Annotated in this window: 14 protein-coding genes; 4 read left to right on the top strand and 10 right to left on the bottom strand. The window is 42.2% G+C overall.

Translation table 11 applies throughout. The features are described from left to right. Positions 1-7: 7 nt before the first annotated feature. Positions 8-1,276, top strand: coding sequence for a cation:proton antiporter (locus AAEY75_RS12385; RefSeq protein ID WP_197217846.1), 1,269 nt, complete (start codon positions 8-10; stop codon positions 1,274-1,276). A gap of 89 nt (positions 1,277-1,365) precedes the next feature. Here the strand turns inward: AAEY75_RS12385 and AAEY75_RS12380 are convergent, their stop codons facing one another. The 3 genes from AAEY75_RS12380 to AAEY75_RS12370 all read right to left on the bottom strand — a co-directional run bounded on the left by AAEY75_RS12380 (position 1,366) and on the right by AAEY75_RS12370 (position 4,251). Next, positions 1,366-1,914, bottom strand: a complete 549-nt coding sequence (locus AAEY75_RS12380) for a DUF2127 domain-containing protein (RefSeq protein ID WP_197217847.1) — start codon at positions 1,912-1,914, stop codon at positions 1,366-1,368. Continuing rightward, positions 1,907-3,064, bottom strand: a complete 1,158-nt coding sequence (locus AAEY75_RS12375; protein ID WP_197217972.1) for a dihydroorotase — start codon at positions 3,062-3,064, stop codon at positions 1,907-1,909. Before AAEY75_RS12375 ends, AAEY75_RS12380 begins: the two co-directional genes overlap by 8 nt. Positions 3,065-3,177: 113 nt before the next feature. Next, a complete protein-coding gene (locus AAEY75_RS12370) occupies positions 3,178-4,251 on the bottom strand; it encodes an aspartate carbamoyltransferase catalytic subunit (RefSeq protein WP_197217848.1) in 1,074 nt (357 codons plus the stop codon). A gap of 393 nt (positions 4,252-4,644) precedes the next feature. Between AAEY75_RS12370 and AAEY75_RS12365 the strand changes: the two genes are divergently transcribed. Both AAEY75_RS12365 and AAEY75_RS12360 read left to right on the top strand, forming a co-directional pair. Continuing rightward, positions 4,645-5,628 (top strand): class 1 fructose-bisphosphatase, encoded by a 984-nt coding sequence (locus AAEY75_RS12365; protein WP_197217849.1) that lies wholly within the window; start codon positions 4,645-4,647, stop codon positions 5,626-5,628. A 105-nt stretch (positions 5,629-5,733) separates the two neighbouring features. Next, complete coding sequence (locus AAEY75_RS12360) at positions 5,734-6,528, top strand: TrmH family RNA methyltransferase (RefSeq protein ID WP_197217850.1); 795 nt, start codon at positions 5,734-5,736, stop codon at positions 6,526-6,528. 205 nt (positions 6,529-6,733) lie between these two features. Here the strand turns inward: AAEY75_RS12360 and AAEY75_RS12355 are convergent, their stop codons facing one another. The 7 genes from AAEY75_RS12355 to AAEY75_RS12325 form a co-directional block, all read right to left on the bottom strand. Continuing rightward, positions 6,734-7,666: an electron transfer flavoprotein subunit alpha/FixB family protein gene (locus tag AAEY75_RS12355; protein WP_201548754.1), complete on the bottom strand. Its 933-nt coding sequence runs from the start codon at positions 7,664-7,666 to the stop codon at positions 6,734-6,736. Between the two features lie 135 nt (positions 7,667-7,801). Beyond that, positions 7,802-8,551 (bottom strand): electron transfer flavoprotein subunit beta/FixA family protein, encoded by a 750-nt coding sequence (locus AAEY75_RS12350; protein ID WP_110923967.1) that lies wholly within the window; start codon positions 8,549-8,551, stop codon positions 7,802-7,804. 677 nt (positions 8,552-9,228) lie between these two features. Beyond that, on the bottom strand, positions 9,229-9,441 hold the full coding sequence (locus AAEY75_RS12345) for a cold-shock protein (protein ID WP_010196799.1): 213 nt from the start codon (positions 9,439-9,441) through the stop codon (positions 9,229-9,231). Positions 9,442-9,820: 379 nt separating this feature from the next. Beyond that, positions 9,821-10,246, bottom strand: a complete 426-nt coding sequence (locus tag AAEY75_RS12340; RefSeq protein WP_197217852.1) for a hypothetical protein — start codon at positions 10,244-10,246, stop codon at positions 9,821-9,823. Between the two features lie 279 nt (positions 10,247-10,525). Next, positions 10,526-11,542, bottom strand: a complete 1,017-nt coding sequence (gene ilvC / locus AAEY75_RS12335; protein WP_110923966.1) for a ketol-acid reductoisomerase — start codon at positions 11,540-11,542, stop codon at positions 10,526-10,528. A 153-nt stretch (positions 11,543-11,695) separates the two neighbouring features. Beyond that, positions 11,696-12,193, bottom strand: coding sequence for an acetolactate synthase small subunit (gene ilvN / locus AAEY75_RS12330; protein WP_110923965.1), 498 nt, complete (start codon positions 12,191-12,193; stop codon positions 11,696-11,698). Beyond that, positions 12,193-13,905 (bottom strand): acetolactate synthase 3 large subunit, encoded by a 1,713-nt coding sequence (locus tag AAEY75_RS12325; protein ID WP_197217974.1) that lies wholly within the window; start codon positions 13,903-13,905, stop codon positions 12,193-12,195. Before AAEY75_RS12325 ends, ilvN begins: the two co-directional genes overlap by 1 nt. A 990-nt stretch (positions 13,906-14,895) precedes the next feature. Here AAEY75_RS12325 and AAEY75_RS12320 point away from each other — a divergent pair. Further along, a complete protein-coding gene (locus tag AAEY75_RS12320; RefSeq protein ID WP_110923963.1) occupies positions 14,896-15,396 on the top strand; it encodes a DUF4124 domain-containing protein in 501 nt (166 codons plus the stop codon). Positions 15,397-15,403 lie beyond the last annotated feature (7 nt).

Below are 15,403 nucleotides of genomic sequence, written 5' to 3'. Positions count from 1 at the left end.
TTCTTTCATGGCCCCCACAAGCAGCCTGACCATACTTGAAATCAGCGCGATATTTTTATCCATCACAGCCTTACTCACCTACGTCAATCATCGCTTTATTGGTCTGCCGACCACAATTGGCGTAATGGTTATCTCCATCTTATTGTCTATTGGCGCCATATTTTTAGGATTTTTAGGCTTTGATCAGCTTATTGATTACGAAGTAAGCTTATTAGCACAGCTCGATTTTACCGAAGTCTTATTGGATGGCATGCTTTCTATGCTGTTATTCGCAGGTGCTTTACATGTCAATATTAGCGACTTAAAACGCTATAAATTGCCTATTGGCATCCTTGCCTGTATTGGCACTATTGTATCAGCGATGCTTATTGCCACTGCCCTGTACTTTATGTTGCCGCTGCTCGGTTTTGGCTTGCCATTTCTGTGGTGCCTATTATTTGGTGCGTTGATATCACCGACCGATCCCATTGCGGTGATGGGTATTCTCTCATCAGCGGGCGCCCCAAAGAGCATCGAAACTGTTATTGCCGGTGAATCATTATTCAATGACGGTATCGGCGTGGTTATCTTTGTGCTGCTACTTGGTATTTTATCGAGCGGCGACATTCCGACAGCCAATTATGTGGCGCATACTTTGGCCGTGGAAGCAGGTGGCGGCATTGTCTTTGGTTTGGTACTTGGGGCAATTTTGTATTATATGCTCAAAAGCATCGACAGCTACCAAGAGGAAGTGTTGTTAACGCTTGCAGGGGTAATAGGCGGTTATGCGTTGGCCAGCCATTGGCACCTATCAGGACCACTCGCGATGGTGATGATGGGACTAATGGTTGGTAATCGTGGGCGCGCATTAGCGATGAGCGATAAGACTCGTCATTACATTGATTTATTTTGGGAGTTAATCGATGAGATCTTAAACGCTATTTTGTTCGTGTTAATTGGTCTAGAAGTGGTCATGATTGCTTACTCAGGTAACCTGTTTATCGCCGCTGGGCTGACGATTATAATAGCACTGCTTGCTCGATTTATTGTCGTGGGTATGACCACTAAGACCTTTAGCCGTCAGCTAGATTTACCAACTGGCGCATGGAAGGTGCTGACATGGGGTGGATTGCGTGGTGGTATCTCCGTTGCCCTAGTGTTGCAACTACCTATGGGCACTGAGCGTGATATCTTATTGGCACTCACTTATGCTGTCGTCATATTCTCTATATTGGTACAAGGCTTGAGCGTTGGTAAAGTGGCGAAAAGCATTCGTACGGATGCCACAGAGATATAAACGGTAGATGTACTAAGTGACATAAAGGCCAGCATAAGAAGATGTCTTATGCTGGCCTTTTTTATGCCTATATATTTTGTCGTACGTTTTTATATCAGACCTTTTCGTTTCATATTGCGATAAACCACAATGACGATGAAAATATTTAAGATCAATATGCCCAATTTAAACCAGTCAAATGGGCGTGCAATTAAATAGTAAATCTCAATAGGGATGAATATCCCATAGCCAAGCACACCAAACCAATAAGCCCATGTTCTGTCTTGCCATAGGCCATATGCTTCAAGAAAGCGCAGACTGGCATAGGCAAAAATCAATAATAAAAACAACGGCCAGTTTTTGCTAGCCTGTTGGGCAATTCGTACCACACTATCAAATTGCGGTGCAAACAAGTGACCAAAGCTATGTTGCCAAGAGGCTGTTGCCGTCGTCAGCCAACGCGCAAGATTGGTATGCCATGACCATAACGCAACAGCACCGAGCAATGCGCCCAACCCTTTTACCATCTCATAGATTGCCACTGCTTTGATAGATTCACTAGAAGTGCTTCGTGGCTTTTGTTTCCGGCCAATTAAGTCCATAGCATTATCTTTTGTAGATGGTGGTGGACTGTCATTCTGTCGGGGCAAATTAGCCAAAGAATGTCTCCACAACGCGACCTTGCAACTGCTGATTAAAAAACGGTGTGTTCTTACCGTTTGATAGCATAGATTGCGCTGTCACCTGCCACTCTAGATTAGGATCGACTAATACCACACCGCCGATACTTTCATACTGCTCACCGATACCAGCGATTTTTGCAGGATTAAGACAGATTTTATCGACGAGTTGCTCCAAAGTTAACACCTCATCATGTACTAGCTGACATGCCAGCGCCATAAAGGTATCGAAGTTTGAGATGCCTGGGGTGCTCTCAGCAAACGGCGCTTTTTTGGCCGTACTGTTTAGCGGTTCATGATGACTACAGATTGCATCAATCGTGCCGTCTTTCAATCCACGGCGAATGGCCTGCTGATCAGTGTTACTACGCAGTGGCGGTAACACATAGGCTTGGGCGTTAAAGCCTTCTAAGTTATCATCGGTTAGGTACAATTGATGCATCGCTACATCGCAAGTCACTGGTAGACCTTTGTCTTTTGCCCAGCGCATCAGCTCAACTGATGATTTGCAAGATAACTGGCTAAAGTGAGCCGCGATACCTGTTTCTTCGACCATCAATAGCTGAGTAGATAGAGCTACCGTCTCAGCGATCCAAGGGATGCCTTGTAAGCCATGATATGAAGCAATATAGCCTTCATGTGCTACCCCATCTCCGGACAGACTTGGCTCATCAGGATAAAAGAATACTTTCATACCAAAAGTTGCAGCGTACTCTAACGTACGCAATAAGACCAAATCATTGCGAAAAGGTCTACGAGCGTTAGATACTGCAATACAGCCACCTTTTTTCAATCCCGCAATGTTAGAAGGACGCTCTCCTTCTAACCCTGCGGTCAACGCACCCAATACATGCAAATAAATTCCGCCATCATCAAGCGCGCGCTCACGCAACCCTTTGAGCAGTGAGCCGTTTTCTAGAATAGGATTGGTATCAGGTGGAATCACAACATGCAAAAAACCATTACCGCGAGCAGCAAGTCCTTCTGACTCCAACGTACCATGCTGCTGCTGGCCTGGTTCACGTAGGCGTGCGCACAAATCAACCAGCGGTGGTAGCAGCCACATTTCACGACCAGCTTCAAGCGACGCCAGTTTGTCTGTTACTGCGGTTGGCAATGTATTTTTAATAGCTTTAGGAAGATGGTCAAATATCGGTGCATCAGTGTTTATCGTATTAGACATGAGCGTTATTACCGTATCAATAAATGAAATAATGAAGAACAAAACAGCGTGGCGACAGGTTAATTACCAGCCGCTTGATGAGCGCGCTGCCCTTCCATCGCAAGAGACAGTACAGCCATACGAATGGCAATACCGTTATTTACCTGCTTTAAGATGACAGACTGCGCGCCATCAGCCACGCTCGAAGCAATCTCAACACCGCGGTTCATCGGTCCCGGATGCATAACCAATGCGTCAGGCTTTGCAAGTGCCACGCGCTCTGGCGTAATACCATAGTGTTTGTAGTATTCACTCGATGACGCTAGCAATGGCGATCCGATACGCTCGTTTTGAATTCTTAGTCCCATGATGACATCACATTCCGTGACACACTCATTCATATTTTCATAAACTCGCACACCATAACGCTCAATACCTTTAGGTAATAAAGTGCGCGGTGCACAGACACGGATGTCTTTGACCCCTAAGGTTTGTAGCGCATTGATATCAGAGCGTGCCACCCGTGAGTGCTTAATATCACCCACGATAGCCACTGATAACTCTTCAAAAGGACGCGGCGCTTCACGATGAATGGTCAGCATGTCGAGCATGCCTTGCGTTGGATGCGCATGCCAGCCATCACCGCCATTGATAATGGCAATATTAGGTGTGACTTCCGTTGCCATAAAATGCGCAGCACCTGATGCTGAATGACGCACCACAAAGATATCTGCTGTCATGGCTTGCAAATTCCACAGTGTATCGCGTAGACTTTCGCCCTTTTTAGCGCTAGAGCGCTCGATATCGATATTGAGTACATTGGCACCCAGACGTTTCTCGGCTACTTCAAATGTCGTACGTGTACGCGTTGACGGCTCAAAAAACAAGTTCATCACCGTATAGCCTTCGAGCTCAGGCCGATTGATTAATTGTCCGTTTTTATCAAAGAACGTTTCTGCTTTTGCGATAATCGCCTGTAATTGCTGTTTATTGAGGCCTTCTACACCCAAAAAATGACGGATACTGCCATCGGTATTGAGCTGTGGACGACTCAATGATGTATTGAGCCTTTGATGAATAGTACTGGGGTCGAATTTTGCGTAGTCAGTCGGCGAGATCGTATGTAGTGAGCTGCTATCGAGAGAATTTGACATAATGGCAAGTCTTCATTGTGGGTTGGTATGTGTCTATATTAATCATTTATTCATCTTTGTTCGAGCATTTATCGTAGATATACATAGATACAAGGACATTTTGGCGCTTATTTGATACAATTTACCCCAATGACACCAGTCCTATAAATACACTCAGCCACCTGCTAGGCAATATTCGCGTAGCGACTGTGCAATATCAGTGTAGCGATCATGAGCGAAAACAAGCTTACCAAAGATATTAACGAATAATAATACATATAGTGTAGCTGATTTTACGGTCAGGACAAAGACACGGTATCGCTATTTAAAAATTTGCCCGCCTAGAGTGCGCTTATCACTGCTTATTCTTTTACTCTCAATACGACTTATCAATACCATTTATTAGGAAGCTTTATGACGACTCTAACCAGTTATCTAGACCAACATTCAACCAACACTGAACTGAACGACGTGATTACTACTGTTACTAACGTTGGCAAAACCATTTCACAGCTACTTAGAAAAGGTGCTTTAGCCGATATCCTAGGCGAAGCTGGTAATCAAAATGTGCAAGGCGAAGATCAGAAGAAATTGGATGTACTGGCTAATGACTTATTGTTAGATGCATTGGCAGAAAATACGCATTGTGCAGGTGTTGCGTCAGAAGAGTTAGACAATGCTACCCCTGCCAACGCTGATGGCAGTCTACTGGTATTGTTTGATCCACTGGATGGGTCATCAAACATCGATATCAATATGGCCGTCGGTACTATTTTTTCTATCTTGCCGTACCAACGCCAAGGTCAAACAAGCAAAAACAGCGATTTCTTGCAAGCAGGCAATCAGCAATTGGCAGCAGGCTATTTGTTATATGGCACCTCTACTGTACTTGCACTAACGATAACTGAAAATGTTGTGATGTTCAGCCTAGATCCAGATACGGGTGATTATGTACTCATAGAAGACAATGTACAAATTGATGCTGATACCAGTGAATATGCTATCAATAGCTCAAACTATCGCTACTGGCGCGCACCAATGCAACAATACATCGACGAGCTGATCGCTGGTGAAGCTGGTATACGTGGTCGCGATTTTAATACACGCTGGGTCGCTGCCATGGTTGGTGATGTGCATCGCATCTTATGCCGCGGTGGTCTATTTACCTATCCGTTTGATACCAAATACGCTCACAAAGCGGGCAAGTTACGTTTGATGTATGAAGCCAACCCAATGAGCTTATTGATTGAGCGTGCTGGCGGCGGAGCCACGGATGCTGTCAACCGTATCTTAGATATCGAACCGACTGATATTCATCAACGTGTCCCTGTCGTACTGGGAAGCAAAAACGAAGTCAATTACGTTAAAGACTTGCACGAAAATTATTCTGAAAAATAATTGATTTGAGCACATGTTAAAGATAATCAGTAGAATGCTAAATCAATAATAAGCATTCTGCTAATTGTCCAAACGATTCCTTCAGTCTACTCTAAGCGATCCACTATGGTAACAAATCCCACCGAGCTGATTACTTCAGATAAAAATACAACGGTCAAGTTGGTGAAAGCCCTGTTGACACAGTCTCGCCAGCGTAACAAGCATGGTCAGACGGTCATTGAAGGCATACATCTTATCGATGCTGCCCTACGTAGTGACTATCCGTTCGCCCAAATGCTACTAGCAGAGTCAGCGCACAACCATCCTGAAGTTCAGCAAGTATTGTCTCGCCTGCCGACCTATACACCTATTATGACGCTTTCAGATTCGCTCTATGAGAGCATTCGAAGCTTAGGTACAGGCATCGACATTATGGCGGTTATTAAAGTACCAATGCCGGGTCTATCGATGATCAATGAGGACTGCCTAATTCTCAATGACGTACAAGATAGCGGTAATGTTGGTACGTTACTACGTACGGCAGCAGCAGTCGGTATCAATAACATCTTATGCACCAGTGCGACTGCACAAGCTTGGTCTCCGAAGACGCTACGAGCAGGTATGGGTGCACAGTTTGCACTCACTATTTATGAGGGTTTAAGCACACAAGACATCTTAGATTATGTACAAGTGCCACTTTTAGCCACCAGCTCACATACCGACACTTTAATTTACGATCACAACCTAACCACTCCAACGGCTTGGATTATGGGTCATGAAGGTCAAGGTGTCAGCGATGAATTGATGCAATGTGCCACGCCTATAGCCTTACCACAGCCGAACGGTCAAGAAAGTCTAAATGTAGCGATTGCAGGCTCATTATGTCTATATGAGACTTTGCGTCAAAGAAATTACTCTTAGCTTTGGTTTATAACTGCAATTAAAAGCTTATCTATAAAGCATAAAAAACCCACTATCATTTAATAGTGGGTTTTTTATTATCTATCTACTACTGATATAGTCCAAGAAATCTAAAACGGATACAAGGCCGCCAACTGCAGATTGTACAAGTCGTACATCTAAGGAGGGTAACGCCGTAGCCGTTTAGTAGTTCTGTGACTATATATTAAACCTTGCTGGTTAACTCAGGTAGCGCTTCAAACAAATCCGCTTCTAGGAAGTAATCAGCAACGCTAGCGATAGGTGCTTCTGGGTCATTGTTGATAGCAACGATAACTTTAGAATCTTTCATACCCGCTAAATGCTGAATCGCGCCTGAGATACCTGCTGCGATATATAAGTCTGGGGCAACAATTTTACCTGTTTGACCAACCTGCATATCGTTTGGTACATAGCCTGCATCTACTGCAGCACGTGATGCACCAACAGCAGCGCCCAATTTGTCAGCCAATGGTTCAATATATTTAGTGAAGTTCTCACCATTTGCTAATGCACGACCACCAGATACAACGATACTTGCTGACGTTAACTCTGGACGATCCGATTTGGCCATCTCTTCATTAACGAAGCTTGCTTTACCAGTCTCTTGTACATTGTCGATAGTCTCAACAGCTGCTGATCCACCTTCACTCGCCACTGGATCAAATGCAGTAGTACGTACAGTCAACACTACTTTGTCTTCTGAAGTTTTAACTGTTGCCGTCGCGTTACCTGCATAGATAGGACGCTCAAACGTTTGAGCATCTACTACAGCAGAAACTTCTGACAACATGCTAACATCAAGTAATGCTGCAACACGTGGCATAAAGTTCTTACCGGTCGTTGTTGCTGGTGCGATGATATGGCTGTAGTCTTTAGCGACATCCGCAACGAGTAACGCAACGTTACCCGCCAATTGATGCTCATAAGCTGCGTTGTCTGCTAGCAATACTTTAGATACGCCTTCAGCTTTAGCGGCTTCATCAGCAACTGCTTGTGCACCACTACCAGCGACCAATACATGAATATCATCGCCCATTTGCTTAGCAGCAGCGATAGTATTCAAAGTTGCCTTTTTTAGACTGGCATTGTCATGTTCTGCATATACCAAAATTGCCATGGTTCTAATCCTTTATTTATTCGTATCGTCTATTCATGTCATGAGGTTGTCTGTGTACAAAGTTACTGGTGTGGCGAATACTGAATCAGCCAAATTAAACATGTAACTTTGTACATGATATGCCGTAGCGAAGTCTTAGATTACTTTAGCTTCGTTCTTTAGCTTATCAACCAACTCATCCACTGAACCTACTGTAATACCAGCTTTGCGTTCAGCAGGTGGCACAACTTTAATAATCTCTTGCTTAGATGCCATATCAACACCGAAATCAGCTGGTGTCTTTTCATCAAGCGGTTTTTTCTTCGCTTTCATGATGTTAGGCAGTTTTGCATAACGTGGCTCATTCAAACGCAAATCAGTCGTGATGACTGCTGGCAAATCAAGCGCAACTGTTTGTAATCCACCATCGATTTCACGAGTTACATTTACTTTATCGCCTTCAACTTTTACTTCTGATGCAAACGTACCCTGACCGATACCCATCAATGCTGCTAGCATCTGACCAGTTTGGTTGTTGTCATCATCAATCGCTTGCTTACCCAATAGGATAATGTCTGTAGCTTCAGACTCAGCGATACTTTTTAGTATCTTAGCGATTTGTAGTGGATACGGTTTTTCATCAGTCAAAACTAACACACCACGATCAGCACCCAATGCTAGTGCAGCACGAATCTGCTCTTGTGATTCTTTTGGACCGATTGACGCAACAATGATTTCATCAATCACACCAGCTTCTTTTAGACGAACCGCTTCTTCTACTGCGATTTCATCAAAAGGGTTGATTGACATTTTGGTGTTTGATAGATCAACGCCAGAGTTATCGGCTTTTACACGAACTTTTACGTTATAATCAATGACACGCTTGACCGCTACTAATGCTTTCATACGTTCCTCGTTTATTAATGTTATGAATTAAAAATTATCAATTAAGAACCAAAGGTTCATTGTTGTTCAAAATAGCATTGAAGGTTGTTAGTGCATCAACAGACAGTCAATAATCGAAAAAATGAAACAATACTAAAAAATATATTTATATCATATTCTCTATCGACAAAATCCGTTAAAGCTAAGCCAACCGTTATTATCAGACCTATGTATCTTGCGTGAGCACGAGCATAAGGTCAAGACAACGCCGTGAATAATGCGTCATAAATTTATCACTATTCTATTACAAATAGTTTATAAGCGAACAAGTTTACGGCTAGCTTTCACCTATATTTTAAATATCTTCAACCTTTATAGCATTGTAGGTACTTTAATTACTTAACATTTTGTTATTACTTATTTCTTTAAAAGAAGATCTCATAATGAATGTAAATATTTTCCCATTTCTTTACAAGATAAATGAGCCCTGCTAACAGTGCTTAGCTAAAGATACTTCCCTCATACTATATGATGACAAGAAAAATTTATATAAAAAAAGCAACCTGATGAGAGGTTGCTTTTTTTTAAAGTTGAAACAGTATTTTTATTGTTTTAACAAACAAAGTAATCAATGCGTATTGATAATTTCATTGCAATCAAGCTTACTGACAAGCAGTCTACTCAATCACTAGTAGAAATTAGATAGCTTCGATTTGCTCAGCTTGTGGGCCTTTTTTGCCATCACCTAAGATGAAAGACACTTTTTGGCCTTCAGCTAGGGTTTTGAAACCGCCACCTTGGATAGCGCTGTAGTGAGCGAATACGTCTTGTCCGCCATTGTCTTGAGCGATAAAACCAAAACCTTTAGCTTCATTAAACCACTTTACAGTGCCTTCAACTTTATCTGACATAAATTTTCCTAACTCTTTAACTGTTGGCGAGACGTGTGTCATCACCGATTAATTGATATATACCCAAATATTTTTTTGCAGAATGCGGCAGTAAAATCTACTAAATCATCCTCGGATGACTTGAATTTTTTACCTAAAATATTGTAAGTACAGCTTGATTATAGCAGCTTTTCATAATGACAACAGTTTAAATTGATGATTTTTGTAAATAATTAAAACCAATTTTTTGAAGTTAGTTCAAGCACTCATTAACCACATAACATATTGATATAAATAATATTTTTTATTCAATACTATCTACAATCAAAGGCAATAATCCAGATAAGTTTATAAATCGCAAGGTCAAAAATTGTTAGCAAGCTATAATTTAGACTGGCCTTTACTGAGCTATTGGTAGCCACTGTGAGCTTAATACTAGCAAGCATAATGCAAAGAATACCAATGAAAATGACTGGCTATAAGCGATATATTTAGCTGGTATTACTAAGTCTTTCGGAGAGTCAGGAATACCCTTACGTTTCAGTAGACGCGTTCCGTATACCCAACCAAAAGTAGTATAGAGACCATAGGCTGCAGGTACCGCAACTGCCAATGGTGTTAGATCAATCACATATAACATGACCACGGAAATAAAGAACCATGAGGTATCCAAAAGTGAACTGATTTTAAAAAACTTAGATTGAGGCAATTTGCCATCTGTTGTTTTGAGCATCTCCCCTTCTATCCAAATTAAAACAGCGATCACAGCACTAAGAAGAACATATATGAATTGCGGCGTTAGCCAGTCAGAATAAGATATTTGCACAACATACAACCTGTAATCTATAGGAAAAGAAGAACGGAAATTATTTGATTTGTTTGATAGCTCAAAGACGAACGGAAATAACAATAATCGCCTAACCGAACAAACCGTTAGTTAATGTAATAATGCCTGTCTATATTGGGGGCTACCATGGGTTTTCAACCCGTAGATAGCCTACCATAAAAGCATTGAGCAAACAGAGTGCATTAAAAAACCCATGCTATCAGTCGATAACATGGGATTCTTTAAAACTAAACAGTCTTTCTATAACTTAATACTGTTTTAGTTCTTTTCTTTATCGATGATTTTATTACCACCGATCCATGGCATCATACCACGCAGCTTAGCACCAGTAATTTCGATCTCGTGCTCAGCATTGTTACGACGACGCGCGGTCATTGATGGATAGTTGGTTGCGCCTTCAGAGATAAACATCTTCGCGTATTCACCAGACTGGATGCGTTTTAGCGCATTACGCATCGCTTCACGTGATTGCTCGTTGATGACTTCAGGGCCTGTAACGTATTCGCCGTACTCAGCGTTGTTACTGATTGAGTAGTTCATGTCAGCGATGCCGCCTTCATACATCAAGTCAACGATAAGCTTAAGCTCATGCAAACACTCAAAGTAAGCCATTTCTGGTGCATAGCCCGCTTCCGTTAGCGTCTCAAAGCCCATTTTAACCAGCTCTACTGCGCCGCCACAAAGTACTGCTTGCTCGCCAAATAGATCCGTTTCAGTTTCATCTTTAAACGTTGTTTCGATGATACCTGAACGACCACCACCAACGCCAGCAGCATACGATAGTGCTAAGTTTTTGGCTTGACCTGAAGCGTCTTGATAGATAGCGATCAAATCTGGAATACCGCCGCCTTTAGCAAACTCTGAACGTACAGTATGACCTGGTGCTTTTGGTGCCACCATGATGACATCAAGATCGCCACGTGGCACGACTTGGTTATAATGAATCGCAAAACCATGAGCAAAAGCTAATGTAGCGCCTTCTTTGATGTTTGGTTCGATTACATCGTTATAAAGCTCTTTTTGAAACTCATCAGGCGTCAAAATCATGATAACGTCAGCAGCTTTTACCGCTTCTTCTACTTCAGCAACTTTTAGGCCCGCATTTTCAGCTTTTTTCCATGAACCTGAATTGGCACGTAGGCCAACAGTCACATCGACGTCTGAATCTTGTAGATTAAGCGCATGGGCATGGCCTTGTGAACCGTAACCAATAATAGCAACTTTCTTACCTTGGATAATTGATAAATCACAATCTTTGTCATAATAAACGTTCATAAATACAGTCCTTTTTCTCAATCATGGTTTGCCATGGATAGTAAACGCTTATGCAATAGCCACTATCGTAAAATGGTCACTAAGATAAGCGTTTTGTTGATTTTAAATCAATATGATTTAACTAAAATATTCTGTTATTAGACACTCAACCGATTAAAGGCTAAGCGTCTTTTCACCGCGTGAAATACCGATGACGCCCGAGCGTACCACTTCCATGATACGTTCGCGACCAATCACATCAATAAAGCCATCAAGCTTGGCTTTATCACCGACGATTTGAATCGTATATAAGTTAGAATTGACGTCAACGATTTGTGCGCGGAAAATGTCTGCACTGCGTTTAATCTCTTCACGTACACTACCAGACGCTCGAACTTTTACTAGCATTAATTCGCGTTCAACGTGTACGTTTTCTGATAGGTTCAGCACTTTAACCACTTCAATCAATTTATGCAATTGCTTGGTGATCTGCTCAATTCTTTCAGGTGAAGTAATAGTCGTCACAGTCAGACGTGAAATACTTGGGTCATCAGTTGGTGCGACGTTTAGCGTTTCGATATTATAACCACGTTGTGAGAACAAACCGACTAAACGCGACAACGAACCCGCTTCGTTTTCCATTAATACCGAAATCAGATGTTGTTGTTGCATTAGGTACGCTCCCCTTTTGTTAACCACATATCACGCATTGTCTGTCCAGCAATTTGCATCGGATATACATGCTCATTACGATCGACATAAACGTCAATAAATACTAGCTTGTCTTTCATTGCCATCGCTTCTGCTATCTGTGCTTCCATAGTTGCAGGGTCAGTAATTTTGATACCGACGTGACCATAGCTTTCGGCCAATTTAACGAAGTCTGGCAGTGAATTCATATATGACTGTGCGTGACGACCTTCATATAGCATGTCTTGCCACTGCTTAACCATACCCAATTGAGCATTGTTAATGTTCAGAATTTTAACTGGTAAGTTATATTGCAAGCAGGTCGATAGCTCTTGGATATTCATCTGAATAGAGCCTTCGCCAGTAATACAAACCACATCACGCTCAGGGTTGGCAAGTTTAGCAGCCATTGCATACGGCAGACCAACACCCATGGTACCAAGACCACCTGAGTTCAGCCATTGACGTGGCTCATTATAGGTATAGTAAAGCGCGGCAAACATCTGATGCTGACCGACGTCACTCGTGATAATAGCGTTACTATTAGTCACTTTATCTAGAGCTTGTACGACGCTCTGTGGCTTGATGCCATTGTCGGTACTGGTGTCATAACGCAAACCATGACGCTTACGCCATTCGTTAATCTGCGACCACCAGTCAAGCAATGCATGTTGCTCAAGTTGTTTGTCTTCACCGATAATATCTAACATATCAGTCAATACTGACTTCACATCACCCACGATTGGAATGTGAGCAAGAATCGTTTTTGAAATTGACGCAGGATCGATATCAATATGGATAATAGTCGCGTTAGGGCAGAATTTTTTGACATTGTTGGTCACACGATCATCGAAACGCGCGCCCACTGCCAAAATCACATCAGCATGATGCATACTCATGTTGGCTTCGTAGGTACCATGCATGCCAAGCATTCCCAAGAACTGATTATCAGAACCGGGGAACGTACCAAGGCCCATCAATGTATTGGTCACTGGTAGGTTTAGACGATGAGCAATATCTCTCAGCTCTTCGTGAGCCTTACTCCAAATCACACCACCACCAGCGTAGATGATAGGACGCTGTGCGGCTAGTAGCGTCTCTACTGCTTTCTTAATTTGACCACTATGGCCTTTTAGAGATGGCTGATATGAGCGTATAAATACTTCTTTTGGATATTCATAAGCAAACTTTTCGCTAGGTGCCGTCATGTCTTTTGGCACATCGATTACGACAGGGCCTGGACGTCCAGACTGTGCAATGTGAAAGGCTTTTTTAACAATCATTGGAATTTCGCTAGCATGGCGTACTTGGAAGCTATGCTTAACGATAGGACGTGATACACCGACCATATCTGTTTCTTGGAAAGCATCTTCACCGATGAGGCTGCTTGGCACCTGACCTGCGATGACAACCATTGGTACAGAGTCCATAAAGGCAGTAGCAATAGCGGTCACAGTATTGGTCGCACCAGGGCCTGATGTTGCCAGCACGACGCCAGTATTACCAGTCACTCGCGAATAAGCATCTGCCATGTGGCCTGCTGCTTGCTCATGACGCACCAAGATGTGCTCAATATTCTCTTGTTGAAACAAGGCATCATAGATATGAAGAACTGCACCGCCTGGATAGCCAAAGATATATTTGACACCTTCATCCGTCAGCGATTGCACCAGCATCTCAGCACCAGACAGCATTACAGGCTGTGCACTACCTTCAGCAAGGCGTTGTTGCTTTTCTTCAAAATTTTTGGCAGCATTACCCGTTTGGGTATGTCCAGTCATATTCGGACTTTGCGTGGTTTGCGTCACTGTCATCACCTTTTTTTTTGGTAAGCAGTAGCAGTATTTTATAAAAGAAAACAACGACGTTTGCACATGGTTATTCAGCTCGTAAAAATGAGTGCTAATACTTATCCATATCAAGAATGTGTGCCCGCTATATTTCAGTCATGCTGTTTTATAAGACAACATAGTACTTAAACACAGCAATATATGTAGGGTCAGCTCTGTGATAGGAGTTTATCGATGTACAGTGACAAGATGCGAATGCATCTATAAAAGAGGCTTATTATTGATCATTAACACGAACCAGTATCTATACTCGATTGATATATACGTAGGCATTAGAATAGGTGGAAAAATAACTTTGATAGCCAGTAACACATCGCAATATCATTAGATATTACAATAGGCTGATTGAAGATATCTCTTCCCTAAATCTTGAGCCGTGTTTAATACAATCGCTAAAACGATACTTAGCGCATTTCAAATAACAAGTTTATCTTAGTCATTGTAGACAGATAAGTCCGGAGACAATGTATACAGTTATCAATAGCTGTCATTCATAACGACTACTACCGTTGCTATATCATTATCACAAAGAAAAAAGAACGGTATAAGCCACTGATAAGTAACCCGTAGTTCTCGTTTTCAAGTGCCACGGCAATATCATAAAAGCCGCTCACTGACCAATCAACTCCTATTATATTCGGCGGTTTACGAGCCATTGTCAAGAAAAACTTCTAAAGCCCATCCCTAACTATTAGTTATTAAATAATATACATTCATAAGAATTATTTGCTAAAATCAAACGCTGGTACATTTTTAGTACCATTCAAACACTAAAATGTTATATTGACACATATATAAACATCTGTTTTTTTACCAATTAAGAGGATTGCTACAATGGCATATGCATCTAAGATAAATACTGCTGCCAAACTGCTTGTGAGTATGAGTACGGCGTGTATGCTAATGCTGTCCATGAATGCCAGTCATGCTATTCAGGTTTATAAGTCTGTTGGTGCACACGGCGAAGTAAAATATAGCCAACATTCTCCACAGAATGGCAAAAATATCGAACTGATTGAGTTCCGTAGTGACGGTAGACAGAACAACGCAGGAAATTTAGCTGGCAAAACAGATGCCAATCAGAGTAATGCCCCTAGTGCAGAAGAACAAAGAGTGGCAGCACTTGAGACACGTATTAAAGAGCAAGAGGCACAAGCCAATGCACAGCGTTGCCAATCATTACGCAGCAACTTGACCAATCTAAATGTTGGCGGCCGTATCTATGAAATGGATGCCAGTGGCAAACGTCAGTATCTAGATGGCCGCGAGATTGAGCTTAAGCGTGAGCGCGTACAGCAAGCGATTGACCAGTATTGTGGCAATCCTACTACCTAGTCTCAAC

It is taken from the genome of Psychrobacter sp. TB55-MNA-CIBAN-0194, from assembly GCF_040309505.1.
Classification (GTDB): domain Bacteria; phylum Pseudomonadota; class Gammaproteobacteria; order Pseudomonadales; family Moraxellaceae; genus Psychrobacter; species Psychrobacter fozii.
Note: the sequence above shows the minus strand (reverse complement) of the source record. Positions and strands in the feature narration are given on the sequence as shown.